The sequence below is a fragment of the Vibrio rotiferianus CAIM 577 = LMG 21460 genome (genome assembly GCF_002741985.1).
GTDB classification, from domain to species: Bacteria; Pseudomonadota; Gammaproteobacteria; order Enterobacterales; family Vibrionaceae; genus Vibrio; species Vibrio rotiferianus.
The window spans coordinates 121,205-146,127 of record NZ_APHW01000103.1 but is presented as its reverse complement, the minus strand read 5'-3'; the positions used below and the strand labels follow the sequence as shown (position 1 = coordinate 146,127).

At 45.2% G+C, this 24,923-nt stretch carries 27 protein-coding genes and 1 pseudogene; 10 read left to right on the top strand and 18 right to left on the bottom strand.

Annotation, left to right across the window (positions count from 1 at the left end):
* Positions 1-6: 6 nt before the first annotated feature.
* From fliD to B853_RS26550, 9 genes and pseudogenes are all read left to right on the top strand, one after another.
* Complete coding sequence (gene fliD, locus B853_RS19190) at positions 7-1,344, top strand: flagellar filament capping protein FliD (protein WP_038883759.1); 1,338 nt, start codon at positions 7-9, stop codon at positions 1,342-1,344.
* Between the two features lie 22 nt (positions 1,345-1,366).
* On the top strand, positions 1,367-1,753 hold the full coding sequence (gene fliS / locus B853_RS19185) for a flagellar export chaperone FliS (RefSeq protein WP_038883760.1): 387 nt from the start codon (positions 1,367-1,369) through the stop codon (positions 1,751-1,753).
* Complete coding sequence (locus B853_RS19180) at positions 1,737-2,057, top strand: hypothetical protein (protein ID WP_038883762.1); 321 nt, start codon at positions 1,737-1,739, stop codon at positions 2,055-2,057. The genes fliS and B853_RS19180 overlap by 17 nt, the downstream gene beginning before the upstream one ends.
* Before the next feature lie 707 nt (positions 2,058-2,764).
* A pseudogene (locus B853_RS26555) lies at positions 2,765-3,206 on the top strand (flagellar hook-length control protein FliK); the annotation flags it as partial.
* A 21-nt stretch (positions 3,207-3,227) separates the two neighbouring features.
* Positions 3,228-3,725, top strand: coding sequence for a flagellar basal body-associated FliL family protein (locus B853_RS19170; protein ID WP_038883765.1), 498 nt, complete (start codon positions 3,228-3,230; stop codon positions 3,723-3,725).
* A 12-nt stretch (positions 3,726-3,737) separates the two neighbouring features.
* Positions 3,738-4,466, top strand: coding sequence for a FliA/WhiG family RNA polymerase sigma factor (locus B853_RS19165; protein ID WP_038883766.1), 729 nt, complete (start codon positions 3,738-3,740; stop codon positions 4,464-4,466).
* 10 nt (positions 4,467-4,476) lie between these two features.
* Positions 4,477-5,334, top strand: a complete 858-nt coding sequence (gene motA, locus B853_RS19160; protein WP_010450875.1) for a flagellar motor stator protein MotA — start codon at positions 4,477-4,479, stop codon at positions 5,332-5,334.
* Positions 5,334-6,326 carry a flagellar motor protein MotB gene (locus tag B853_RS19155; RefSeq protein WP_038883767.1) on the top strand — a complete coding sequence of 331 codons (993 nt, stop codon included), beginning with the start codon at positions 5,334-5,336 and terminating at the stop codon, positions 6,324-6,326. Before motA ends, B853_RS19155 begins: the two co-directional genes overlap by 1 nt.
* Before the next feature lie 117 nt (positions 6,327-6,443).
* A complete protein-coding gene (locus tag B853_RS26550) occupies positions 6,444-6,731 on the top strand; it encodes a hypothetical protein (protein ID WP_010450871.1) in 288 nt (95 codons plus the stop codon).
* A 167-nt stretch (positions 6,732-6,898) separates the two neighbouring features.
* On the opposite strand, the gene B853_RS19145 is transcribed toward B853_RS26550, so the two are convergent.
* From B853_RS19145 to B853_RS19100, 10 genes are all read right to left on the bottom strand, one after another.
* On the bottom strand, positions 6,899-7,276 hold the full coding sequence (locus B853_RS19145) for a PH domain-containing protein (protein ID WP_010450867.1): 378 nt from the start codon (positions 7,274-7,276) through the stop codon (positions 6,899-6,901).
* Positions 7,277-7,399: 123 nt separating this feature from the next.
* Complete coding sequence (locus B853_RS19140) at positions 7,400-7,615, bottom strand: TIGR02450 family Trp-rich protein (protein ID WP_005435943.1); 216 nt, start codon at positions 7,613-7,615, stop codon at positions 7,400-7,402.
* 194 nt (positions 7,616-7,809) lie between these two features.
* Complete coding sequence (locus B853_RS19135) at positions 7,810-8,232, bottom strand: lipoprotein (protein ID WP_038883770.1); 423 nt, start codon at positions 8,230-8,232, stop codon at positions 7,810-7,812.
* A gap of 185 nt (positions 8,233-8,417) precedes the next feature.
* A complete protein-coding gene (locus tag B853_RS19130; RefSeq protein ID WP_038883771.1) occupies positions 8,418-8,870 on the bottom strand; it encodes a hypothetical protein in 453 nt (150 codons plus the stop codon).
* 140 nt (positions 8,871-9,010) lie between these two features.
* A complete protein-coding gene (locus B853_RS19125) occupies positions 9,011-9,256 on the bottom strand; it encodes a hypothetical protein (protein WP_038883772.1) in 246 nt (81 codons plus the stop codon).
* Positions 9,257-9,555: 299 nt separating this feature from the next.
* Positions 9,556-10,269, bottom strand: a complete 714-nt coding sequence (locus tag B853_RS19120; RefSeq protein ID WP_038883774.1) for a class I SAM-dependent methyltransferase — start codon at positions 10,267-10,269, stop codon at positions 9,556-9,558.
* A gap of 156 nt (positions 10,270-10,425) precedes the next feature.
* On the bottom strand, positions 10,426-10,827 hold the full coding sequence (locus B853_RS19115) for a GFA family protein (RefSeq protein WP_005435931.1): 402 nt from the start codon (positions 10,825-10,827) through the stop codon (positions 10,426-10,428).
* Between the two features lie 169 nt (positions 10,828-10,996).
* Positions 10,997-11,260 carry a DUF3012 domain-containing protein gene (locus B853_RS19110; protein ID WP_038883776.1) on the bottom strand — a complete coding sequence of 88 codons (264 nt, stop codon included), beginning with the start codon at positions 11,258-11,260 and terminating at the stop codon, positions 10,997-10,999.
* Between the two features lie 162 nt (positions 11,261-11,422).
* Positions 11,423-12,442 carry a type 2 isopentenyl-diphosphate Delta-isomerase gene (gene fni, locus B853_RS19105; RefSeq protein ID WP_038883778.1) on the bottom strand — a complete coding sequence of 340 codons (1,020 nt, stop codon included), beginning with the start codon at positions 12,440-12,442 and terminating at the stop codon, positions 11,423-11,425.
* A gap of 249 nt (positions 12,443-12,691) precedes the next feature.
* Complete coding sequence (locus B853_RS19100) at positions 12,692-14,485, bottom strand: cation:proton antiporter (protein WP_038883779.1); 1,794 nt, start codon at positions 14,483-14,485, stop codon at positions 12,692-12,694.
* Positions 14,486-14,710: 225 nt separating this feature from the next.
* Between B853_RS19100 and B853_RS19095 the strand changes: the two genes are divergently transcribed.
* The gene (locus B853_RS19095) at positions 14,711-17,395 is read left to right on the top strand and encodes a DUF2339 domain-containing protein (protein WP_038883780.1); all 2,685 of its coding nucleotides are present in this window, start codon (positions 14,711-14,713) and stop codon (positions 17,393-17,395) included.
* A gap of 245 nt (positions 17,396-17,640) precedes the next feature.
* Here B853_RS19095 and B853_RS19090 read toward each other — a convergent pair whose 3' ends face one another.
* The 8 genes from B853_RS19090 to flgF are packed head-to-tail and all read right to left on the bottom strand — an operon-like array spanning position 17,641 to position 24,918.
* Entirely contained in the window at positions 17,641-18,681 is a 1,041-nt protein-coding gene (locus B853_RS19090) for a hypothetical protein (RefSeq protein ID WP_038883781.1), read from the bottom strand.
* 17 nt (positions 18,682-18,698) lie between these two features.
* On the bottom strand, positions 18,699-19,598 hold the full coding sequence (gene flgL / locus B853_RS19085) for a flagellar hook-associated protein FlgL (protein ID WP_038883782.1): 900 nt from the start codon (positions 19,596-19,598) through the stop codon (positions 18,699-18,701).
* A gap of 13 nt (positions 19,599-19,611) precedes the next feature.
* On the bottom strand, positions 19,612-20,985 hold the full coding sequence (gene flgK / locus B853_RS19080; protein WP_038883783.1) for a flagellar hook-associated protein FlgK: 1,374 nt from the start codon (positions 20,983-20,985) through the stop codon (positions 19,612-19,614).
* Positions 20,986-21,543 (bottom strand): rod-binding protein, encoded by a 558-nt coding sequence (locus B853_RS19075; RefSeq protein WP_038883785.1) that lies wholly within the window; start codon positions 21,541-21,543, stop codon positions 20,986-20,988. It abuts the gene before it with no gap.
* Between the two features lie 11 nt (positions 21,544-21,554).
* The gene (locus B853_RS19070) at positions 21,555-22,676 is read right to left on the bottom strand and encodes a flagellar basal body P-ring protein FlgI (RefSeq protein ID WP_038883786.1); all 1,122 of its coding nucleotides are present in this window, start codon (positions 22,674-22,676) and stop codon (positions 21,555-21,557) included.
* Positions 22,676-23,365, bottom strand: a complete 690-nt coding sequence (flgH, locus tag B853_RS19065; RefSeq protein WP_010450834.1) for a flagellar basal body L-ring protein FlgH — start codon at positions 23,363-23,365, stop codon at positions 22,676-22,678. Before flgH ends, B853_RS19070 begins: the two co-directional genes overlap by 1 nt.
* Before the next feature lie 11 nt (positions 23,366-23,376).
* Entirely contained in the window at positions 23,377-24,162 is a 786-nt protein-coding gene (gene flgG, locus B853_RS19060; protein WP_010450831.1) for a flagellar basal-body rod protein FlgG, read from the bottom strand.
* Between the two features lie 24 nt (positions 24,163-24,186).
* Entirely contained in the window at positions 24,187-24,918 is a 732-nt protein-coding gene (gene flgF / locus B853_RS19055) for a flagellar basal-body rod protein FlgF (protein WP_038883787.1), read from the bottom strand.
* Positions 24,919-24,923: the final 5 nt, after the last annotated feature.

Sequence of the window (24,923 nt, the reverse complement as noted above, 5' to 3'; positions counted from 1 at the left end):
GACCTCATGAGTTCAATAGATCCAATTTCTATGGCCACTCAATTGGCAACTTACGATGTACAGCCATTTCAACAGCGCTACAAGCTGCAGTCTGACCGCTACCAAGCTCAGCTGACTGCACTAGGAAAAGTTGAAAGCGCGCTTCGTGAATTCCGCACAGCGGTTAATGGAATGAACAGCAGTACGAGCGGCATAGTAAAAAACTCAACGACACTCTCTCAGGAAGGTTTTTTTACCGCTGATGCAAACGCGAATGCACTATCTGGTAGCTATCAAGTTTTCGTAGAGCAAGTAGCAACTGCTCATCAGCTATCTACAGGGATGCCTGCTGACCTAGAAGCAACCACAGAGATCCCGACAACCGGGACTTTGGATTTTACGATAAACGGTAAAAGCATGAGCGTTGACCTCTCTACTGTCGATAATGACGGAGATGGAAAAACAACGATGTCTGAGCTGGTCACCGCGATCAATAACCATGATGACAACCCTGGTGTGAATGCCACTTTAGTTCGTTCCAATGGACAAACTCACTTTATGCTTTCAAGCACCGAAACGGGCGTTGCAAATACGATTAATGTCAGCTCAAGCGGTACAGGACAAGCATGGTTTGACGATGCTTTCACCAACACAAAAGAGATCACGGCACCGCAAGATGCGGTGATTTGGTTGGGCGCTCAAAATACGGGCCTAAAACTCACCAACTCAAGCAACAAATTCGAAGGTGTTATTGACGGTGTAGATCTAACCGTAAGTAAGGCACAAACAGCCGGCGAGGCACCAATCAGTTTAGCTGTCGGCCCTGATAGTGAAGGAACAAAAGAGCAAATCGATAAGTTTGTTGAAACATACAACAACTTGATCTCGACACTTGACGAGTACACTCAAGTCGGAGGAGAAAACAAAGAGCGTGGAGCTTTAGCCAACGACCCTACTCTTCGTTCAATTGAGAGCCAGTTAACCGCAATCACACGTGGCGAATTTAATGGAATGCGATTAAGTGAAATCGGGATCACGCCAGACCGTAATGGAAAACTAACAGTAGACAGTGAGAAATTCCAAGAAGCGCAAAAAACAAATAGCGCGGGCATTGAAGCCATGTTTAATGGTGATGGTGCCCTACTCGATACTCTAGATGAAATGGCTGAGCCGTTCCTGAAGTTCTCATCAGGCCTATTTAACTCTCGTAAAGAGGCTCTCCGTTCTAGTATCGATCGAATTGAAGACAAGCAAGCCACTCTAGAGCGTAAATACGATACCTCGTACAAGCGGTATCTAAAGCAATTTACGCAAATGAACACATTAATGACTCAAATGAACCAAACCATGTCAATGTTTGGTTAAAACGCTTTTAGGAGAAATACTTATGCTAATGGATTCAGGCTACGACTCATACCAGCAAGTCGATCTTGATGCACAAGCAGCCGCCGCTAACCCTCACCAATTAGTAGTGATGCTAATTGATGGTTTACTCGACGAGTTGGAGCGCGTTAGAGGTCATATGACCGCTGGCCGACTAGCTGAAAAAGGTATTGGCATTAATAAATGCATGAACATTCTAATTGGACTAACCAGTGCTTTAGATGAAGAGAACGGCGGCGAAGTTGCACAAAATCTTCAACAACTCTACGACTTTTGCCAGATGGAACTCTACACCGCGAGCGTGAAGAATGACACAGAACGCTTAATTAATGTAGAGCGTGTAATGGGAAACATTCGAGAAGGCTGGGTGAACTTTGGTAAGCAAGCATAAAGTTCCAGCAGGCTATCTAAATCAGTTTGCTCGAAAGATCGAAGCCTCAGCTAAAGCCTCTGATTGGGAGGCTTTGAAAGCTTATGACGCAAAATTAAGGCAGTTATTGTCGGCAAATCCAACACTAGTTAATGATCCATGCCTGCAAGATGAACTGGCACACCTAAAGTCTACCCACCTGAAGGCATTTGTGGCGCTAAAAAACGCAACCGACCAACTAAAAGCAAAAATGGAAATGGTTGATGCCCAGCAAGAGCGAGCAATGGCTTATGAGCTCGCAATGTCTATGGAGATTATGCCATGATCAATGTTCACTCTCTTTTGAGCTCTAACCCTTCTCAATCGTCAGGAGTAACTAAAATTGGCCAAAGTACGGTCGGTCAACCTTTTACCGAGCAAAGTCTAGCCTTTGGCCAGTATGTGCAGCTTTCTAATGCCCAACCAAGCTTTAGCCAAACTGATTCGGAAGAGACAATTGAGCCGACCATAGAGCACCAACAAGAATTCTCAGAGGTGGTTGCCCATTCAATTGGCTTGTTCGGACTTCCAGAAGCGCAAGGCGACGGGCATGCGAATCTGCACCCTCTAAACGGGTTCGGCTCTTCACAACCCGAAACACAAAATTTGACTGGGTTGACACCAACTTCTGAGGCTCTGCAAAAACTTGCAACTGAAAGAAATATCGATTCGAGTTCTTTACCTAAAGTGGGCACGCTAACACTTGAACCGAAAATGCTCACCCCTCACAATGTGACAGCGTCACAAAAATCAGATCAAAACTCGTTAACAAAAGAAATATTAAATAACAATCAACAAGCTCAAGTAAACAATTTGCAGACTCTATCACAAGCTAGTGCCAAACCAGTTTCGATAGAAAATCCAACTCAGATTGTATCCAATAACAATCCGCAGTCAGCACTTGTAGCTTCGGCGTTGATTTCCAATGCTCAACCGGCCGAACTAAACCATGTTTCGAACGTTCCTACTCCTAAACTGCAATCTGGAGGCACTGAGTGGGCATCAATGCAAATTGATACCAAAGCTGGTAAATGGGGTGAACAAATGATGCAAGTCTTACATGACCGAGTGACCTTGCAAGCTCAGCAGAATATGCAAGAAGCGAAGATCCGTCTCGACCCTCCTGAGTTAGGTAAATTAGATCTTTTGGTTCGCGTAGAGGGCGACAGACTTAATGTTCAAATCAATGCGAACGCAGCCGCGACAAGAGAAGCATTGGTTCAAATCTCTGAACGCCTAAGAGCTGAGCTTCAACAGCAGAACTTCGTTCATGTGGACGTTAACGTAGGCTCAGATCGAGGGGGGAGGTCAACAAAACCATAATGAATCTCAAGAGGAAGCCAATACTCCAATTTTCTCAGCAAGAGAATCATCAAACGGCCAACATACATTCACAGCGATGAGCTCAGAGCACTGGCTCAATACCCAAGCCTAATTAGTTATCGAGGATAAGGTTATGACCAAACCACAAATGATCACCATAATTTTCGCAATGATCATCACTAGTGCTCTAGTTTCTGCTGGCACGGTAGTTGGCGGGATCTGGTACTTAAAACATTCTGGAGAGGAGAAAAGCTTCGAAAACCTAATCGAAAATTCTCCACTTTCATTCTTAACTAAAGAAGAAGAAGTTGTAAAAGGGCCAAGCTTTCACCCTCTTGATAAGGTTGTATTGACAATCAAAGGTAAAAAGCAAACGCACTTTGTAATGCTAGAACTTGCGGTTGAAACCCGCAACCCAGAGCGAATTCAAGATATTGACAATTACATGCCAATGATTCAAAACTCGCTACTCAAACTGTTCAGCGATAAAACGTTTGATGAACTTCAGCAATCAGGTGCAATAGAAGCGCTGCAGAAAGAAGTCAAAGATACCTTATTACTCTCTTTTGCTGAAACAAGCATTGTTCGTGATATCGATGATGTACTGCTGACAAAATACGTCGTGCAATAACGGGGTTCATTTATGCTAGATATGAACTTCCAAGAGGATTATGCGACCGCTGAGCAGCTACAAACGCCAGCCCAAAAGATTGATGAAAACAAGTTACTCCAAAAACATCAAATCATGGTTAAGCGTATCGTGAATCAACTTCGTGTACATGCGACAACACATTGCAGCATAGAAGATATGCAGCAAATTGGTCTCATTGCCTTGATTGAAGCTGGCAGGCGATATGGGGATATTGAAGACCCTAACTTTCCAGCTTTTGCAGTGTGTCGAATACGTGGTTCAATCTTGGATGAACTTCGTCGTTTAGATTGGCGATCGAGAAAAACCCGTCAAGAAGCTCATGAGCTCAACGATGTAACCAGAGACCTCACTAAGTCACTGGGAAGACCGCCGAGTGACGCGGAAATCATCAAAGCCCTTGGGACTAACGAGCAGGATTATTACGCTCGCCAAAATGCGGCTTTGGCAGGTGAAATGCAAAGTCTCGATCAACTACTCGAAGCAAACAGCCATGCTCAGTTTGGTGGTGATTACGACGGTATGGAGCACGAACACACTCGTCGAAGCCTTGAGTCTGCAGTTAAAAAGCTAACCAAGCGGGACCAACTTTTACTGACATTGTTCTACCAACATGAGCTCAACTTACATGAAATAGCCTTGGTATTGGACCTGACTCCTCCAAGGATATGTCAATTGCATAAACAAGCACTCAAACAACTCAATCATTACCTGGCTTCTTAGGAGTTCAATAATGCAAAAATTCCTCGGTGCACTCATTATCATTATGAGTGTTTTTGGTGGTTACATGTGGGCAGGTGGCAGCCTTCTTGCTATCTGGCAACCCGCTGAAATCTTAATTATTGGCGGTGCTGCCATTGGTGCAACCATTGTCGGCAACCCTCCTCAAGTATTAAAAGAAATGCGTCTTCAACTCCGCTCGGTCATGTCAGCACCTAAAGATGAACGTGAATACTACATGGAGCTGATGGCACTGCTGCAAGTGCTACTAGAGACGATTCGAAGCACAGGTTTCAAATCTCTGGATTCACATATTGAAAACCCAGAGCAAAGCTCAATTTTCGCTAAATACCCATTAGTAGCCCGTGACTTTAGACTTGTTTCTTTCATTACGGACAATTTGCGTTTAATGGCAATGGGACAAATGTCGCCTCATGAATTAGAGGGACTGTTAGAACAGGAAATCGAAGCAATACAGACCGACCTTTTGCTCCCTTCTCGTTCATTACAAAGAACAGCAGAAGCGCTACCAGGGTTCGGTATTTTAGCAGCCGTAGGTGGCATCATTATCACGATGCAAGCAATTGACGGTTCAATTGCCTTGATTGGTTATCACGTTGCAGCGGCCCTCGTTGGTACATTTATTGGTATTTTTGGTTGTTACTGTTTTTTAGATCCAACCAGTAATGCTATGGCACAGCGTGTAAAACGCGATATGTCCGCCTTTGAATGCGTTAGAGCGACGCTTGTTGCTTATATCGCGAAAAAGCCGACACTTCTTGCGATTGACGCTGGGCGTAAACACATTCAGCTCGATATAAAACCAACTTTCAATCAAATGGAAAAATGGTTGGCTGAACAGGAGGGTTAATGCAAAAACAAGAACATGTCGTCTTTAAGCGTTCTAAAAATCACGGCCATGATGAACACCACGGTGGTGCATGGAAGGTTGCGTTTGCTGATTTTATGATCGCGTTAATGGCTCTGTTTCTCGTTTTATGGGTAATGCAGGTTGTTGATAAAGAAGAGCGGAAAGCCATTGTTGCTCATCTACACAGTTCAAGTGTATTTGACCAAAGTTATGGTAACCCGTTTGACACATCACAGAGCATTTCACCTATCGACTTGGCGCAGGATTCATCTGTGCCAAGCAGACATAACTCAAACCATGTTGTGAGCTCATATTTTCAAGGCGATGGAGATGGGCCAGAGATTGACTCTCTTATCCCGGGAAACTTTGATACACAAGAGCAGCTGGCTCTACTGGCGAAAGTCATTGAAGACATGATGGCCCAGATAAGCGCCCAAGGAAACGTAAACGTCACGGTTACGCCACAAGGTCTTCGAGTGGTATTGCAAGATGATTACAAGCAGCACATGTTTAGTCGTGGCGGGGCAGAACTCACACCGTTTTTTGAGGATTTGCTATTGGCATTAGCCCCTATATTTGAGCGCGTTGGAAACCCTCTTATAATTAGTGGCCACACTGATGCTACGCCATTCAAACAGCGCGCGGGCAAGCAATCTAACTGGGCTCTATCTGCAACCCGTGCAGATATGGCGAGAAAAACCTTGGTCTCTGGGGGCATGCCGGATGCTCGAGTTATGCAAGTGACAGGGATGTCAGATCGAGCCTTACTAAATCCAGAAGAACCAGACTCAAGCGAGAACCGTCGCATAGAACTATTTGTTCTAACAACGCCTGCGGCACAAGTCTTAGAGACTTTTTTTGGAAATCAAGACGGCTCTGACCTGCAAAAAGCCAAAGAGAAGGCAGAATTCAACCAACCAGTCATTCGCCAGGAAGTTATTTCTTATTCGTCAGATGGGACTAAATCTAATACCGCCTTGCAAAAGCTATAAAAATGTAGGTCACTAATCTTAGGGTTTGTTCACTTTTTGAGCTTATTTAACCGCAAAAAGTTAACAGACCCTAGTAACCTATAGTTACCATTATTAACTCTCTTTCTGAGCTCCAATATGCATCAACAATCCAATCAGCTTGTAAAAAAGGATAGCCTTAAAAAAGCTTTTCTCTGGTTGATCGTATTTGACTATATTCTGCTAGGTTTCTTTCTCACCCAATTGTGGAGCTTATCTCTTAATAGCGGCACCATGATCAGCATGCTGCTGGTTATTTACAACGTATTGCTAACGTTTCTTTGCTTCCAGCGAACCAACAAGCAAGATTCTTATATCATCTACCCAATTATCTCGGCTACGCTACTCGCATTCGTCTGCTTCTTATATTTCTTCTTTTTGGTTTGATGGCACACCAAGATCTGTTGATTTATAGAACTGATTATTTCGGCAGTTTGTAGCGGTGTTATACAAAGCGAAGGCTTTGGAATGTCATTCTCCTACCTTATAAACGAACCATGAAATGCATAAAAAAGGAAGCATAATACGCTTCGTTTACTTTGCTTCACTAATATCTATCCGAGGACGTGCTCACTGATCATTTTGTTGAACGACACTAAGTCGAAAGAACCTCTTATCTCAAAACGTACGCGCCCAACTTCACTCAGGAATAACTCGATCTCACAGTCCAAATCAAACGTACCCGATGTTTCAATCGAGAAAGCATTGATCTTACTGTAAGGCAGTGAAGTATAGTCGACTTTTGAGCCCGTGATCCCTTGTACATTCGCCGCTATCACACGCTTGTTGGTGAACACCACTTGGTCACGTACCGTTTTGAAGCCAGCGAAAATACTCTCACCCTCAATCAAAAACTTGTGGAAGTCTTCACGTACATTAGAAACTTCAATCGGTTTAAGTTTGAAAACCGACGAGCTGTCGAAATCGATCATGGCATTACCTCAGAACATGAATAAATAAAATCACCCACCAATTAATAGCAGAGCCTCTACCACGAGCCTACTGATTTTGGTGACTTTTCTAACTCCATCTCGTTTTTGGTCATCGCACCGATGCTATTTCCATCCTTGCCGCCATTGTTGTGTGTCTTTCAGATCATGCCAATCCAACTCGCGCTCTCGCTTGGTCATGACAGCTTCAATCACGCATCTCACGACATTGCCTTCCTCATCAAACTCCATTTCTGAAATGATGAAGTGCTTTTCTTTGTTTACCGGTTCTGTCGCTGTCCATTTGCTGCGAAGTAACTTTTTAGGGTGAACTCGATTCATGATGCACCGCCATTAATACAATAAACGAACTTTATTACGTAGAAACTGACGAAAGTGGTCACCATAAAGCTAAGATACTAAAAAGCTATATTTGCTATTGTCTCTATCTATTTTTGTTGATTATTAAGGTGCTTCTAAACAACAAAGGGGATAACACTATCCCCTTTTTCATCGGTTTGATTCACTGAAAGCGATTACATCACGCATTCTTTCGCTGCTTGTGCTTTCTCAATGCCTTCTTCAATCAGAGATTTGGTTTCTTCGCTGCCGATAGATGACATCACTTTGTCCATCACCTTATCCACTGTCGATTCAGAAGATGCTTCCACCAAACAAGCGTACGCATTAGCAATGTGTTCTTTCGCTTCAATAAGCGCTTCAGGGTCGCTGAAATCCACATTCATTGCTTCTTCAACCGATGCAGCAAGTTCTTCTGCAGATTCCGCAGCATCACCAAATTGGTCCAGGTTGAACGCTTCCTCTACTGAATCCATCTGCTCTTGAACCGTATCAATCGCTTTGTTTGCGGCTTCTTGTGCTTGGTCGATGGCTTTGCTTGCGTTATCACAGCCGACAAGTGCCATTGCTAAAGCCATTGTTGAGATTGTCTTTTTCATATTTGTTCTTCTAACAAGTAAATCGCTAATCATCACAATACGTGATTAACAAAGAGATTTTAATTCAAGAGTTGTAAGAAGAGGAAACAGAAACGCTTGAAAGCCCCAAAAAACAAAGCCGCTACAACGAGCGGCACTTGTCTTTATTTATGTAAAGTGACTTGTCTAGCTATACGTTAACCTGATTAAGCTATTCTACCGTGTTTAATCGCCATCATTTCATCATACGATCGCTGTAACGCATCAAACGTCCACTCGAAGTAGACGCGGCGTTCCATTAACGGAGCAATTTGGTCTGCATCAAACGATTCAATAGTAAGATCCGAGTACTCAACTTGCAGGCTGTCGCCGTCCGTCCCCCAATCTTCATATTCACGGTTACCAATGAGATCGTAAAGGTTGTTGCTTAGGAAGCTGTATATCACTAAGAATGACTTTACTGCATCCTCAGAAACGTTCAGCATGCTTGCAATCTGCGCAACGTCATACGACTTTTCTTTATCACCTTGGTTAATATCAAGCCTTACTAATTGGGTTTCCCACGTTGCTAATTCACCATAAGAGTCCAAGACATATTGATTCAGGGCTTCGAATACCTGAAAAAAGTCTTGGATCATAGGTCGGTATTTGTCAGACATAAAGTCCCTTATTGTATTTAGTGGAACGGGCGACGTTCACCGCTGTGTTCTGCTCACCCTAGCCAGTGATTGTTAAAAGTTAGACTATAAGTTGCGACTTCGCGTACTGTTCTCGTAATTTTGCTGTCATTTTTGGGTAATCAATCAACTAATGCCGTTGGCTCATCGATTCCCATGTAATCACACAGCTCACGCTTAATTCGGTGGAACTCTTCTACTGAGACAAAACACTCGGCGTAACCCGTCTTTCCTTCAATGCCAATATGAAAAATAGGTAAAGTATCAATCGATAATATAATTTCAATAGAGTCGCTCGCGAGTAAGAACTTCACGACATGATCCATATTTAAATAGTGACCTGATTCAATTTTTAATGCTTTTGCCACGATAAGTTCTCGGTATCAATAAAGGTTTATGATGGAGCAACAATTCGATATGAAGTGATGGCGAAGTGCTTCATAAATAATGAGTTGAGCCACAATCGAAATGAGACTATCACAAGCTTCCGTATCTAGAATTTGAATTCCCCCTCACTTCTATTGTGAATAACTTATAGATGTCATCGTTTACTCAAAACTGTCTGGGGGTTCACATATAAAAGAAAGACGGAGCGTATTTCAAAGTTTCACGGAACAAAAAGGCCACAGTGATAGCGGCCTTGGTAAGTCATTAATTGGTGTGAGCTTCACGCATTTATCTGGTACATCGCGAAATAGGTATCAGCTTGAATAACGTGTTTTTGGCTAAGCTGCTTCAAAGCCTCAACAGCGTTTGCGAATGGGTCGTCTCCTGCGAATGCCTCAACCAACTTGTTGTAACGCTTTGAAGAAGAAAACAGCACATGCGCCAGCTCTTCAGCGCTGACTTCTAACTCTACGGTCTCTTTGTAAACCTTCATCGCTTGAAAAGCGTCACAATCACTGAAGTTGATAGCATGGTCATAGTTGGACTCCGTCAGTTCCATCTCTATGCCTAATAGCTTGAGGGGCTTTTCGAGCAACACTTCAAAATCGTACACCACAACGTGCGCTGCAGATTGGCAAACGCGTTGAAGTTCAGTCACCAAAGCCACAGACTTTGCGTAAGAAAGTGAGCCTGCAAACGTCACGACATCCACACTGTTGTCTGGTAATGGCACATGCTCACCATCGCCGACATGATACTCAATACCTGCTGATGGTTTGGTTTGCTCAATCATTGACGTGCTTGGATCCACACCATGCAGTTGCTGACAGTATTTAGCCAATGCCAGTGTTGATACGCCCGTTCCACAGCCAATATCTAATCCCAACTGAAACTGGGGTAACGCACCTAAATTAGCTTGTAGGATGACTTGATGCAGCGGCGGACGATAAGCCGCGTAATGCTTAGAGATGGCTTGGTTGTATTCTTCGCTCACTGATGTTCTCCCAAAATCTGTCGATGTTATTTAACCGTATCCGTATAGTGTCGGATATTACTGCCACTCAAAAGCAAAAAGCCACTCATTTGAGTGGCTCTATCTCACAACTTTAAATGCTTTCTGATTTGGTACGGCGCTCAGCCTCAAACCTGCTTATAGCTTAGGTTCAGCTTCGAATTGCTTGAGGTCATCAGTAATGTCATTCCAAGGCGCTTTGGATGCGACAAAAATATGGAAGCTTGGCTTATGGGAAGGCACATCATCAAGAATACCCAAGCGCACATTGACGATACCGTTGTTCTTTTTCGAATAAAGGCTAGAGCCGCAGTGACGGCAGAATGAGAGTTCGGTATTGGCACTCTTCTGATAGGTTTGGATATGTTCCGCACCCTCAATAACAATCAGTTTATCCAGTGCAACGCCACCCGCCGATGAGTAATCGGATCCGGTAAATTTTCGGCATTCAGAGCAATGACAATTGCCCATGTATTTGAATTCATCCGCGACTTCGAGTTTCACCTTGCCACACAGACATGAGCCTTTGAGTACTTCCATTTTTTAGTCCTTCTCTTATTGGAATGACGACAACCATGCCAGCCCAATAAGACGAAATAAAGATAAGTAAATCAGGTTTGCAAAAATGGAACGAAAAATTGAGAGTCAACAGACAGATACAAGAAAGCCGAGCGTAATGCTCGGCTTTCTCTTTTTTTGTTCGGTCAATTTAGAACACGCAGTGCTTAGCAAAACCTGTTGCTTCGTTTGCCGTCCATTCACCTTTTGGTTTTTCTTTTAGGTCTTCACACCACTGTTCGCTACCGATGCCATCTTGCAGAACACAGTGCTTCGCGAAATCAACCGCATTGTCCGCTGTCCATTCCGTTTTTGGCTTTTCGCGCATGTCTTTACACCAAGCTTCCGTACCCACTTCGTCAGAACACGCTGTTAGCGCTGTTGCCGCTAACAGTAGCATTACCAATTTTTTCATAAATTTAGGTTCCACTTTCAATTGATGAATGGACTATACCCAAAATATCAGTGCAAGTGTTAGGACTCAGACAATTTATAGACTCTTGCTCTGTAAAAGAGGAAAAATTCGGCAAGTTCAATCTAACTGCATCGATAAGTGAGTGAATGTGAGTAATTTAGTTTAAAGACGACGAGCTTGAGTCAGGGCTTGAAGGTTCGCAGAACCTGTACCAAAGCACGCTAAACGTAACTCTAATGCCATTTGTTCAAAGTGGTCGACGACAGATTGCGTGCTGATTGTCGCAGCTTTTAATACCGCACCAGCTTGGCCAACAAGGTTAGCACCAAGGTGTATCGCTTTTGCCGCTTCTAAGCCGTTATGTACGCCACCAGAGGCAATTAAAGGTAAGTTAGGGTATTGAGCGTGGATTTGCTCTAGACACTTGGCCGTTGGAATGCCCCAGTCACGAAATAGCTCCGCAGCGCGCTGCATCTTGTTGTCTGTTTGGCAGTAACCTTCAACCGCAGACCAACTCGTGCCACCAGCGCCTGCAACATCAATCGCATCCACACCCGCGTCCACAAGCTGCTTGGCTACTGCACCACTGATGCCAAAGCCGACCTCTTTGATGATCATCGGGACATCAACGCGCTGTTTTAGCTGCTCAATCGATTTAAGTACACCAATCCAATCATGGTCACCATTCTGCTGAAAGGCTTCTTGCATAGGGTTGAGATGCACAAATAAAGCGTCCGCTTGGATAAAGTCGACTGCACGTTGAGCGTTATCGAGACGTTGTTTATCTCTCAGTTGAGCGGCACCCAAGTTGGAATACAAAGGCACGCCTTTAGCGAGATCACGAATGGTTTTGCCCAAACCTGAATGTAGGCTGTCTTCTAGGCTCACTCGCTGCGAACCAACCCCCATCGCAATGCCCATTTCACTGGCCGCTTCTGCCAGACGACAGTTGATGATCTCTGCATCTTTTGCGCCACCCGTCATGGAACTGATCAAGAACGGCAGCGTTAATGAATGGCCAAGAAACTCGCTCGAAAGATCGATGTCGTTAAAGTCACATTCAGGCAATGCGCAATGCTCGAATTCGATAGACTCAAAGCCCGCCGTTTTGCTTTTCATGTTCATGTCATGATGTAAAACAGCGTCAAGATGTAAGTCTTTGCGATTAGATTGCGGAGCCATAATGTCACCCTAAAGTAAAACAGTCGCGCAGTATTGCGATCCTTGCCATTGTCGTCAATGCGAAAATTCGGAAATTGAACAATTTATTTACCGAATCGAGCCTTGTGCGCTCTCGCTTTATGACTAAGAAAGCATATCGAGGCGCTGCGTTTAAAACACTGCGCCTCACTGCTCTATTAAGCTTGGGTAACGATTAACAATGTTGCCACTCCGATGTTCCAAGAGTGGCAGTTCTCTGTGTCATTTAGGCTATTTAGCCTCGACGGATTGAATAAGCGCCACCACCGTGCTGGTTGTAGGTGGTATGAACTGGTCTGGATCATCACAGAATTGAATTTTGCCTTTCTCTTCAACATGGAAAAGCGGAATCACCAAATTGTCTTTGTGGTGCTCAAGGTAATCTTGGTAAGTGAAACTCTCACTCAGCTTAGTGTGTTTGATTTCAGCTCCTTGGCTCAGCAAACTCGCCATTTGGGAGTAACTGACGTTGCCGCCCATCAATAATTTGCCGTGATACTCTTCCGAAACCGAGTGTTTCTCATTGCCGTTAGATTTGGTTTTCTGCAGGCAATGTACTTTATCTTCGCCGAACTCGCCGACAAATTGTATACACGCCATGATATTGAAGTGTTGGTCTGGCGTTAGCGCCACCACTTGCCCAATACCAATCAGATTCAGGTTGTCATCAGCATGGCTAGAGATCGGGTTACCGTAGTAATGGTCTAAGCCCAACATGTGAACTTGGCTAATGTAGTCCCAGTTCGAATCGGTGAGCAGAACTTTACGATCGTATCTCGCCAGTGCTTTACCTATCTCTTGAGCCACTCGGTTTGCACCAATCAATAGGAAACCTCTTGGTGCAGGCTCAGCCACACCCAACGCTTTAGCCATAGGACGCGCCGTCGCACTTTGTAGTACCACCGTGCCGATGATCACCATGAAGGTCATTGGCACCAACAGCATGGCTTCTGAAATACCATATTCTGTCAGCTTGATAGCAAACAGAGACGAGATGGACGCCGCCACAATACCGCGCGGCGCAACCCAAGAGAGGAACAGCTTATCCTGGAAGGTTAAGTCACTGCGAATAGTCGAAGCGAAAATCGAAAGTGGACGCGACACCAACTGCATGAAAACAAACAGCAATACCGCACCGCTACCAAGCGCCGCGAAATCATCAAGACTGATGCGTGCTGCTAGGAAGATGAACAACCCGGTGATCAACAAGATGGTTAAGTGCTCTTTAAAGTGCAGGATTTGCTGAATATTGATGCCCTTGGCGTTCGCCAGCCACATGCCCATCACAGTAACGGTCAGTAGACCTGCTTCCGATTCCATTTGGTTAGAAATCGAGAACACCCCGAGCACCACCATCAATACCGCAAATGGCTGAAGGTATTCCGGCAGCCAAGCTCTACGCAAAACGGTAGACACCGCAGCACCAGAGGCAACACCAAGAATCAAGCCCACCGCAATGATGGTGCCAAACACTTCGACGCTGTTCACGGCATTGTGCGAGACAATGAACTCGTACACCATCACCACAAACAACGCGCCTAACGGGTCGATCAAGATACCTTCCCAGCGCAGAATATTGGCCAGTTTTGAGGTTGGCCGCACGGTTCGCAACAATGGCACAATCACCGTTGGACCAGTAACCACGGTTAAACTGGCGAACAAGATTGAGAGCTCCCAAGTAAAATTAAGAAAGTAGTGCGTTGCCACACTGGTGGCCACCCAAGAAATGATTGCACCAACAGAGACGATGCTCCAAACGGAGCCACTTACGCCGCGAATCTCTTTAAAATTCAGGGTTAAACTGCCCTCAAACAAAATCACTGCCACCGCGAGGGAAACTAAGGGGAAAAGCAAATCCCCAAGAATCTCGTCTGGGTTGAGCCATTGCAGGATCGGGCCAACAATGATGCCCGCTAACAGTAAGAAGAGAATGGCAGGCAAACGCATTCGCCACGCTAACCACTGACAACCTAAACCTATTACCCCAACCGCCGACAGCACCAGCGCTTCGTTGCCCACTTGCATTTATCATCACCTAATTTGTTATTGTTCTGGTGAGCTTTCACCCAAAACCGATTAACTCTATAAAAAAGATTAGTTTAGTGTGGATGCTCCGCCAGTTTTCGTTCAAATATGCGACTTCCTCTCAAATTTCTTGTTCAGTGTTGTATATCCCGTTAGCTTGTCACACAGTGAACTAAGCTTAGCTAAGTTGCTCAAAGTTAAGGGTTCTCAAACGACGGATAGGGAGTGCAGCAGTTGTTTATCTCATTAGCGGTTATCTTGGCGATTTTCGCCATGCTCATCACGTTGAAAGCTGTCAGTCGAATATCGAGGCTAGAGGACGAAGTGTCTCAGCTTCATAAAGAGCTGGCAGAGCTTCGTGCGCGTTGGTTTGAGAAAGGCGCATCGCCGACTTTTAAACCTGAGCAACACGATGCCCCTCAGGCACAGCATGTTCCAACGCCAGCAACGGAGTCTGAGTCGAAAGTTACACCTCTAGCAGCGAAACAAGCGCCACAGCCAATTGTTGAACCGAGCCTCCCCTCAGCCGATGAAGTTCATATCGGTGAGCTGGCGCAGAGCAGTGAATCCGTGTTCGAGAAACAAGCCAATAAACTGCTGACCAACATCCAAGAAAACTGGTTGGTTTGGGTTGGCGCGCTCTCCATGTTGATTGGTGGCGGTTACCTCGTACAAGTGATTGGCAGTCACATTGAATTCTCTCCAATCATGCGCGTGACCATCGCATTCTCCATCTCTCTTGCTACCGTGATAGCAGGTGAATGGTTCCACCGCCGTGAACAAAAATCCCCAGACCGAGCAGGACGAGCGAAAGGCTTTACCTACGTCCCTGCCGCCATTACCGGAACAGGGTTAACTGGCATCTACTGCACGGTGATCTTTGCGTTTGTCTTCTATCAGCTCTTATCACCAAGTGCGTCACTGGTAATCTTGGCGGGCGCGGCATTTTCGAGCTTAGCGCTTTCTCTGCGCCAAGGCCCTTTGATGGCCGTGCTCGGCTTAATCGGTGGTTATTCAGCACCACTTTGGATTAGCGGTGCAGAGCCTAACTATTACTTACTCGCTGGCTACATCACTGCAATTTCAATTGCCGCAACGCTACTGATGCAAAAGATCCGACACGCTTGGATTTCACCATCGATTACCGTGCCGCATATTTTGTGGATGTTGTTGCTGATTGAGAGCATGCCGATAGAACAACTCTTCTCATGGCTTTCGATCTTCCTTTCTCTAAGTTTGTACCTGCTGTTTGCGGTGCCAAGAATGGGTTGGATGCTCAAACCTCGCTACCGTCATTGCCAAGGCAGATGGACGCATCCACCGACAGGTATTGCTCTCGCGATGACATTATTAGTGCTGTCGGCATTAGCTCGCATGTCTAGCGTTGATACCGCTGAGATGATTTACTTCTATGCCTTTTTTACTGCCATGATTTGGCTACCCGCCATTCGTAAAACTTGGTCATTAAGAGTCTATTTACCATCGATATTGGTGCCTTATACCGCGATCATGCTGCTTTCGATTGCGCTTGAATCTATCTACATGGCTGAAGGACAAACGCCAGTACTGCTCGCGCTCGGCATTAGTATTACGTTGATTGCACTACGAACATTATTCCAGACACTGGCAGGTGACCGCTCTCAACTAACAGGTATTCTCTTCCTTGTACTTGCCCCAGCGATGACCTTGATTACCCTGCTCTACACCTACGAATTCATGAGCGGTCATGTTTTAGGTTGGACACTCTTCACCGCCGTAATTGCGGCCTACTACGCCTTACTTGGACAAAGGTTCAAAGCGCTGGCACTGGAATGCTCTGCCATCATGCATGCCATCATTGCCGGAACGGCTTTCGTTTGGCTGAATGACACATGGCTCACGACAGCTATTTCGATTCAAGTGGCGGTTATGGCGTTGCAGACTCAAGCCAATGTTTTCCGCCCAGCGAGTTGGGCAGTCAAAGTCGCCATGGGCATCTTAGTCGTACGTCTTACGCTGTTACCGTTTATTCCAGAGTGGCAACCCGTCAATGCGGGACACTGGGCTTGGGTGCTGATCAGTTACCTGCCTTCGTTGGCGATTCTTGCTTACGCTCGCACTGTGTTACATCGCTCAGATACAGAACTCGCCAATTGGTTTGAAGGGGCGTTCTTACACGTCTTCTTGATGGCGGTGTTCACCCAAACCAACTACTGGCTGACGGGACAATATGGCTACCTTGGCTACATCGATTTCACTTCGGTGATTGTGTTTGCTAACCAAGCATTAGTAATGGGGTTGGTTTACAGCTATCGCAGCCAATTTGCGCAGCAACTAGAGCGCGTTTATCAAGCTTACAGCTACCTACTTTGGGGCGCTTTTGTTGTGCTGATGATGTTGCTCAATAGCCTCGAATCGCCATTGATGGTCAATAATGTTTCCGCGGAATCCATGCCGGTGTTCAACATGCTGTCTCTTGGCTGGTTGTTGCCTGCGATTGTTTTGCTAGTAACTACTTACAAGCGTTGGAACACGTTGCTGATCCCACGCTCCGTGGTCGCCAGCTTTGGCCTAATCTTGGCAGCCATTTGGCTAGGCATGTCGATTCGCCAGTTCTGGCAGCCTACCTCTATGACGCTCGCTCAACAGACTGGCATGGCAGAGCTGTTTACTTACTCGATTGCTGGTTTGATTGTCGGTGGCTTATTGACTTGGGTTGGCGCAACACGCAAAGCAATGAAGATTCAGCGCATTGGTTTAGCCGTGTTGGCGTGCGTCGCGCTTAAGGTGTTCTTGTGGGATGTTCGCTCATTGGATGGCTTCTGGCGTGCGATCAGCTTCTTGGGCCTAGGTGCATCACTGATTGGATTAGGATGGTTATTCCAAAAACTCCATCGCTCGGTCGCAGAACCTGCCGAGCACACGGAATAGAGTTCAAGATAAGAAAGAGATTCCCGACTCCGCTCCTTTGTCGATGTCGGGAATGACCCACAAGAACATTGAGCGGATGAAAAATATAAAACAAAATACACGCCACAACCGTCATTCCAGAACAGATGAACGAAAGGGCTATAATCTCTTTTAATAACAATCTAGAAGGGTGATACCCAACTCTTTTCTAATTTTTGAAATCACACATAAAACCGAGAAGGGAATCTTGCTGTACTCTTGATAGGTTATTTCAACAGTGCCACTACAGTATGCCGACGCACATTTGCTTGTGCATTAAGTGCTTGGAAAGTTGATGTAAATTGATCAGATGATGCTAAAAAGCTATCTAATGTACTGTTTACTTTGTCCACTGGCAGTACTTTGGCCTGGCTTTGGATCGACTGCATCTGTGTTTGAAGCTCGCCATGAAATGACTTAGCTTGCTCCAAACTGCTATGTACGTGTTGCAGGTGCTTATTAACCTTAGCAATAGACTGTTTGATGCCATCGCGTGAACCCAAATCAAAACTTAGCTCTGTTATACCATCAGGCTCAGCTTTTAAACTCAACGTATTTGCCTGTCCCGCAGGGAAACGATGCCCCTCACCAGTAACAAACACACGCTGTTGCATTTGGCTATATGCTCCCTCTCTAGCCTCGAATAAGATAGTTCCATCTTCGGCAAGCGATGCACGCATGCCCATAGCGATTAAACTGCGATCGAGCATTTTTACTGTACGGTTCCCATCAGCTTGCCCATCGAATTGAATCATTACCGACTGGCCTTGAGGAAAGTCTAAACGAATCTGCTCTGGCTTTTCACTCAATCTATGAACATTTAACCCTGGAATTGAAAAACGACGAATATCAGCTCGATCAAGCTTTAAATTGAGCTCATTGTCTACTACTTTTTTACCGTCAAACCTAGCTTGTTCTAGAGCGATATGTAAATTCTGTTTTGAACGACTTAAGTTATCCTGTAAGCCCGAAACATTTTGAGCTCCGACATTCAAGGCTTGCGACATCTGTCGCTTAATCGCTGTAAGCTCTTTGCCAATAACTTGCAAAGACTTAGACGCAATTTGCACCGACGTCGCTTGTTGTTGCCCTTGGGTCAGTAGTACCCCAGAAACAGAATAGGCTGACGTCGTGCCAGCCTGAGAGGGTTGTGGTCGCGGTGTTATCTTACTGCTAGAGTCCGCTGACCGAGTTGGCATGATAGAGGTCTGCTCTTGACCACCTAGTCGAATACTATGCGGCCTAACCTCTACTGTGCTCATTACCATAAAAAAACTTCCTAACCTTATAGACGGTCAAACAAATTAAGATCGTTGATCTTCACGTAACTCGCTTGGGTCGCTTGTAAAGCTGCAAGATAGTTACTCAAACGCACAGAAGCCTCACCATAATCTAACGCGGAAAGGTCACTGCTCACTTTATCGACAAACAGTTTATTCTCTCCGTGAGCGCTATCAAGGAGGTCTAAATTGTTGTGACGACCACCAATCTCTGTCATTGCTCCTAGAACATTGGCAGAAGTATCATCTATGACTTGAAGTGTTGCGTCTACTGTTGCTCTAAAATTAGGACTCGGAGTCTCAAATTCCGCAATTAGTGCATCAATTTGGTTGAGTACATTATTACCTCCGCCCAGCTCTAGTATGTCCTTGGCGGTCATATTCGATTCCATTGTAACGCCCTTGGCAACTGTCACGACACGCTTATCACCGTTACCATCGACAACATAAGTACCACCAGCACTGTTAATTGCTGGAGTATCTGTCTTCGTCCCTGAGAACAGATAATGACCTTCTTCATCTTGAGCGTTAAATGATGACTCAACGGAATCTCGTAAACTCTTAAGCTCCGTAATCATGCCATCACGGTCAGCATCCGTTAGTGAACCGTTCGCTCCCCACAATACAAGATCACGAATACTTTTTAAGCTCTCATTCACCGAATCTAAGTGCGTTTCTTGACTAGAAAGAGTGGTTTTGACGTTAGCAATATTGGATTGATATTGGTTAATAGCGCTACCTTCTCGCTCAAGATTAAGCAATTTAATCGAAGCCATCGGGTCATCTGATATTTTTGTCAAACGCTCGCTTGTCGACATTTGTTGCAGCACTTTGCCGAGGCCCGCATTATTACCTTGCAGGCTTTGTAACATCATTTGACTAAACTGATTGTCACTAATTCGCATCATTATTTCCTTTCTAGAATAACTGCAACACGGAATCGAAAAGCTCATTTGCAGTGCTAATCACTTTCATATTCGCGTTATGAGCATTGGCAAATGTCATTAGGTTTGCGGCTTCTTCATCACTGTTTACTGCGCTCACATTATCTCGTGCAGCATGAGCCTGTTTGTTTACCGTTAGTTTGGCATCAAAGTCTGCACTTGCTTGGCGAGCTTTAATAGCAGTCTCACCAACCATAGCTGTAAACGCATCATTTAAACTTAAAGAACCGTAGCCAGTGATAGCAACGGGCTTGTTACTCAGCTCTATGACGCTACTCAACACATCTGAATTACCTGGTGTTCCATCACTAGAGAACGCCAACTCATCCGGCTCAATATCTGTAACAGTTAGACTAGCGGAAGGGTTGGCTGGGTCATAACTAAAGAGGGGCTTACCCGCGTTGCCATTCAAGTCCTTTCCTGTAGCCAAGATCGTATTAAATTCATCGGCCAGAGATTTCGCCATATCATCGAGAGCCACTAAATTTGGCTTTAATACATCATTTTGGTAATCCGTAATGGCACCTAGCTTGCCGCCTACGGCTCCTGATACAGCAAAGTCTTGCTTCCCAAATTCAACATTCAAAGTCGCCATATAAGGATCTGCTGGATCTGGCGTGGATTTGATCTTCCCTGCTTCAGACCCCATGACTAGGGGCTGTCCGGAGGCTAAGGTAACTTGGATTGTGCCATCAGGTTGATTCGTGGTCTTTACTTCGATCACTTGTGATAGTTCACCAATCAGAGAATCTCTAGCATCCATAAGGTGTGCAGGATTCCCTCCGGTTCCCTGCATTTCAGTGATCTGCTTGTTAACTTGTGCGATGTTACTAAGTAGGCTATTAGCATGTGACGTCGCCGCGGTTCGCTGATCACTCATATCTTTATGTTGATTATGCAGTGACTCAGTTAAGGTATTAAAACGACGCGAAAGCGCTTCCGATTCATTAATGATCTGCTGGCGGTATGGGATAGACTCAGGTTTTACTGTCGCATCATTCAATGAAGCAAATAATGTATCTAAGCCTGCTGAAACGCTAAAGCCATCTGCAGATAACGTATTCTCTAACAAACTCATACTAACCGTATAGTTTGAAGCGTAGCCTGCCAAACTATTGGTGGACCAAGTCTGTTTCACTAAAAACTGATCCGCAACACGTCGGATGCTCGTTACTTCAACACCGGCTCCTGGGCTGAGACGATCATAGGCTCCCGCGCCGACTGACGCATTAACCGCTTGCTGACGACTGTAGCCAGGAGTATTAATATTGGCAACGTTTTGAGCTGTCACATCCAGTGCAACTCTGTTTGCATTTAAGCCTGATAGTGCAATATTAACCAGGTTCATCTACAGCTCCACTTTTCGATTAAGTGGCTGAGAAAACGCCGTTGTCATCCCAGCCTCACTTAGTACTTGTCTTACTGAGGCGACCGCTTCAGTTGAAGAATTAAGAGCATCATCCATTTTTAGGGCACCATCTTGATAAAGTTGTGATGTAGATTCCGCTTCTTTCAATCCCATCGTTTGGAACTTAATATCATTTGCAGAGCCAACCGCTAACGCCCCTCTGAGTTCAACTTCGCGCATTGAAGGGCTCAATTGTTGCACTAACATATTTGCGATGCCTGAGTTTTGTTTTTTCGCTAGTTCAATGGCGAGTTGGCCATCGTACATGTCTCGAAAAACCCCTTGCTGCTGACTTGAAAAAGGACTGTCTTTATCTGCTATAACATCGCTACTGCTGCGCATTTGACGCAGTACCATTTGCAGGAACATGGCTTCAAACTGGCCTGCTACCGCTTCAAGCGTCGCTTCATCATCATGACTATTTTTGATTTTATTTAGCGCACTATTGTCGTGATACAGTACATTCGTTAGTTGATTTTGGTCATTATCTAACTTCATTTTGATTCCCCTTAGATGACGACTAGCTCAGCATTGAGTGCACCCGCTTCATTTAGGGCCTGTAAAATTGACATCAAATCAGTTGGCGTCGCACCTAAGCTGTTTACTGCGTTAACAATCGTGTTCAATTCAGTGCCCGGAGGCCAAATCACCATTTGAGCTTGCTCCTCATCAATGTCGATTTGAGTTTGATCAACCACTTTAGTCTCGCCATCAGCAAATGCGTTTGGTTGGCTCACTTGCTGTGATTCTGAAATACGCACTGTGAGGTTGCCATGACTGACAGCAGCTTCACCCACCTTGACGTTCTTACCAATCACAACAGTACCAGTACGTGAATTGAAGACGATTCGAGCTGGCTTTCTTCCCTCTACAACACTCATTTCTTCCAACATGGACATCATGACTACACGTTGCTGAGTATCCATAGGCGCACGCATTTCCACTCGCGCCTTGCTAATAGCTTTGGCGACATTAGGACCAAAAGTATTATTGATTTCGCGAGCTATGTTTTTCGCTGTAGTAAAACTTGGTTTGCGTAGATTGAGGGTAATCTCTTCACGTTCATTGAAATCAGTAGCGATCTCTCGCTCCAGCGTTGCACCGTTAGGAATACGACCCGCCGTTGGAATATTAATGTTGATTTTGGAGCCACTTTTTCCCTCAGCAGACAACCCGCCTACCACAACATTCCCTTGCGCAACCGCGTAGACCTCACCATCAATGCCGCGCAGTGGCGTTAATAGTAAGGTGCCACCACGTAAGCTCTTAGCATCGCCTATAGACGAGATAACTACATCTAAGGTTTGACCTGGGCCAGCCATTGGGTCTACCGATGCCGTCACACTCACTGATGCGACGTTTTTTAGTTTGGGGTTCATGCTGTCATCAATTTGTACTCCAAATTGGCGCAACATATTCGTGATTGATTGGGAGGTAAATTTAACTTGGTTACGGTCACCTTGCCCATTGAGGCCAACCACTAGGCCGTAACCCACCAATTGGTTTTGACGTATGCCTTGCACATCCACCAAATCCATCAAATTAATTTCTGTTTCCGCTTGAGTCGTAGTGACAACTCCTAAAGACAACACCATTAGGAGTGAAGATAAAAAGGCTCTGTGTTGTTTCATTAGAATGGTACCCAAGGGCTATTAAAGAACTGAGTCAACCAACCCGCAGCATTGCTATCAGCCAATGCGCCACGGCCTGAGTATGTGATTCGTGCGTCACCGATTCTCTGAGATGACACTTGGTTATTTCGGCTGATATCATCAACCCGGATAATACCGCTCAAACGAATAAACTCGTCACCTTGATTGAGTCGTAACCACTTTTCACCGCTAATTCGAAGCACACCATTTGGTAATACTTCATGAACTGTAACGGTAATTGCCCCTTGCAGTTTATTACCTTGAGAGCTAGAAGCACTGCCATCAAAACTTCGGCTTCCATCAATGCTGACACCCAACTCATCAATAGTTTGAGTGCCTATTGTCGGGGCAGCAAAATTAACGCCAGACTTCTTACCAAATTGAGTGCCAGCCTTTTTGCTCGACTCCGTTTCTTCAGACAAAAGAACCGTAAGAATATCCCCGACACGATAAGCACGACGATCTTGGAAAAGCGTCATCGTATATTGGTGACGATAAAGACTACCGGACTTGGCTTCTGGTAACGTGTAGTCTAATTTTGGCGGCGCATACTCTTCACTGTCTGGAGAGGGAGGTACAAATTCCTGCCTTCCAGCACAGCCAACTAACAACACCGCGATTAAGACCCAAGCTTGGGAAAGCGTTTTTATTGCTTTGTCTTTCATCATCACCACATTACTTACATTGATTGTGCGACAAACTTCAGCATGTCATCAGCAGCAGATACAACTTTAGCGTTCATTTCGTAAGCACGTTGTGTAGTGATCATATCAACCATTTCTTCAACCACTTGTACGTTAGAGCCTTCTAATGCACCTTGCTTAATGCTACCAACACCATCTTCACCGGCAACGAGTTCATCAGCAGCACCGCTTGCTTCTGTTTCTTTGAACAGGTTTCCGCCGACCGCTTCTAGACCAGCAGGGTTAATAAACTTCGCCAGTGTAATTTGACCAAGTTGCTGAGGCGTTGGATCATCAGCGCTTACAGAGGTCACTGTGCCATCAACACCGACCGAAATAGCCGCGGCATTGTCTGGAATCTGAATTTGTGGCTCTAACGGCAAACCTTGGCTATTCACCATCAAACCTTCAGAGTTGATATGGAATTGACCATTTCTGGTGTACATGATTTGGCCATCAGAGTTTTCGATCTGGAAAAAGCCTTGTCCCATAACCGCTAAATCAAATTGCTGGTTAGTATTCTGCGTGTTGCCCTGAGTAAACACTTTTTGTGTGCCCACAACACGAACACCAGAACCTAATTGAACACCACTTGGTAGCTCGTTAACTTGGTCAACTTGTGCACCTGGCTGGCGTTGAATACTGTAGAACAAGTCTTCAAACACAACTCGGTCACGCTTAAAGCCGACTGTGTTGACGTTTGCAAGGTTGTTCGAGATGGCAGTCATTTTGGTATCTTGGGCTGCCATGCCTGTTTTACTTACCCATAATGCAGAGTGCATTGCTTATCTCCTTGGGAGGCGAATTTATCTCGCCGCCATTAATTTGTTGCCGGCCTGAGCTAGAGTTTCAGCGGTTTTCATCATGCGAACTTGCATTTCAAAGTTTCGCGTCAATGACATGACATTAAGTAATTCATCAATCGCAGACACGTTACTACCTTCTAGATGTTCAGGGGCGATTTGTACCGTTTCATCGGCTGGGAATGGGCCACCGTCAACATTGTGCAAAAGGCTGTCACTCTCTTTCTGTAACTGCCCTTGCGGTGGATTTACCATTTTCAGAGTGCCAACTTCTAGTTCAGCACCACCACCTGGTGGTGTAACTGACACTCTTCCTCGTTCACTGATTTCTACTTTTTGATAGTCAGGCAACACGAGAGGACCGTTTTCGCCGAGCAAAGGAAAGCCATTGATACTCATAGCACCAAAAGTGTCGACTTTGATATTACCCGCTCGGGTATAAGCTTCTTCACCGCCAGGAGTTTCAACAGCAAGAAAGCCATCTCCTCGAACTGCGATATCAAGTGGACGACCTGTTTTAATCAAGTCTCCGGCATCAAAACGAGTTGAAGCAGAGTTAGTGACGACCATTGTTCGACCGTCAAAACCAGCGCCTTGCACTGGAACACTCTGCACTCTTTCCATATCTGCACGAAAACCTGCAGTATCAGCATTTGATAAGTTGTTGGAGCGTACATGCTGAGCTTTTAGTACTCGGCTAGCTCCCGACGTCGCAGTAAATAACAAGCTATCCATATCAG

Bases quoted from the DNA above. Each gene is read 5' to 3' on its own strand.
- motA (WP_010450875.1), top strand. From the start codon at position 4,477: ATGCAAAAATTCCTCGGTGCACTCATTATCATTATGAGTGTTTTTGGT.
- B853_RS19140 (WP_005435943.1), bottom strand. From the start codon at position 7,615: ATGAATCGAGTTCACCCTAAAAAGTTACTTCGCAGCAAATGGACAGCG.
- B853_RS19090 (WP_038883781.1), bottom strand. From the start codon at position 18,681: ATGGTAATGAGCACAGTAGAGGTTAGGCCGCATAGTATTCGACTAGGT.
- flgF (WP_038883787.1), bottom strand. From the start codon at position 24,918: ATGGATAGCTTGTTATTTACTGCGACGTCGGGAGCTAGCCGAGTACTA.
- B853_RS19170 (WP_038883765.1), top strand. From the start codon at position 3,228: ATGACCAAACCACAAATGATCACCATAATTTTCGCAATGATCATCACT.
- B853_RS19100 (WP_038883779.1), bottom strand. From the start codon at position 14,485: ATGCAAGTGGGCAACGAAGCGCTGGTGCTGTCGGCGGTTGGGGTAATA.
- B853_RS26550 (WP_010450871.1), top strand. From the start codon at position 6,444: ATGCATCAACAATCCAATCAGCTTGTAAAAAAGGATAGCCTTAAAAAA.
- flgG (WP_010450831.1), bottom strand. From the start codon at position 24,162: ATGCACTCTGCATTATGGGTAAGTAAAACAGGCATGGCAGCCCAAGAT.
- flgL (WP_038883782.1), bottom strand. From the start codon at position 19,598: ATGCGAATTAGTGACAATCAGTTTAGTCAAATGATGTTACAAAGCCTG.
- B853_RS19135 (WP_038883770.1), bottom strand. From the start codon at position 8,232: ATGAAAAAGACAATCTCAACAATGGCTTTAGCAATGGCACTTGTCGGC.
- B853_RS19145 (WP_010450867.1), bottom strand. From the start codon at position 7,276: ATGATCGATTTCGACAGCTCGTCGGTTTTCAAACTTAAACCGATTGAA.
- B853_RS19115 (WP_005435931.1), bottom strand. From the start codon at position 10,827: ATGGAAGTACTCAAAGGCTCATGTCTGTGTGGCAAGGTGAAACTCGAA.
- fni (WP_038883778.1), bottom strand. From the start codon at position 12,442: ATGGCTCCGCAATCTAATCGCAAAGACTTACATCTTGACGCTGTTTTA.
- B853_RS19155 (WP_038883767.1), top strand. From the start codon at position 5,334: ATGCAAAAACAAGAACATGTCGTCTTTAAGCGTTCTAAAAATCACGGC.
- flgK (WP_038883783.1), bottom strand. From the start codon at position 20,985: ATGAACCTGGTTAATATTGCACTATCAGGCTTAAATGCAAACAGAGTT.
- fliD (WP_038883759.1), top strand. From the start codon at position 7: ATGAGTTCAATAGATCCAATTTCTATGGCCACTCAATTGGCAACTTAC.
- B853_RS19110 (WP_038883776.1), bottom strand. From the start codon at position 11,260: ATGAAAAAATTGGTAATGCTACTGTTAGCGGCAACAGCGCTAACAGCG.
- B853_RS19165 (WP_038883766.1), top strand. From the start codon at position 3,738: ATGCTAGATATGAACTTCCAAGAGGATTATGCGACCGCTGAGCAGCTA.
- B853_RS19070 (WP_038883786.1), bottom strand. From the start codon at position 22,676: ATGAAACAACACAGAGCCTTTTTATCTTCACTCCTAATGGTGTTGTCT.
- fliS (WP_038883760.1), top strand. From the start codon at position 1,367: ATGCTAATGGATTCAGGCTACGACTCATACCAGCAAGTCGATCTTGAT.
- B853_RS19075 (WP_038883785.1), bottom strand. From the start codon at position 21,543: ATGAAGTTAGATAATGACCAAAATCAACTAACGAATGTACTGTATCAC.
- flgH (WP_010450834.1), bottom strand. From the start codon at position 23,365: ATGATGAAAGACAAAGCAATAAAAACGCTTTCCCAAGCTTGGGTCTTA.
- B853_RS19130 (WP_038883771.1), bottom strand. From the start codon at position 8,870: ATGTCTGACAAATACCGACCTATGATCCAAGACTTTTTTCAGGTATTC.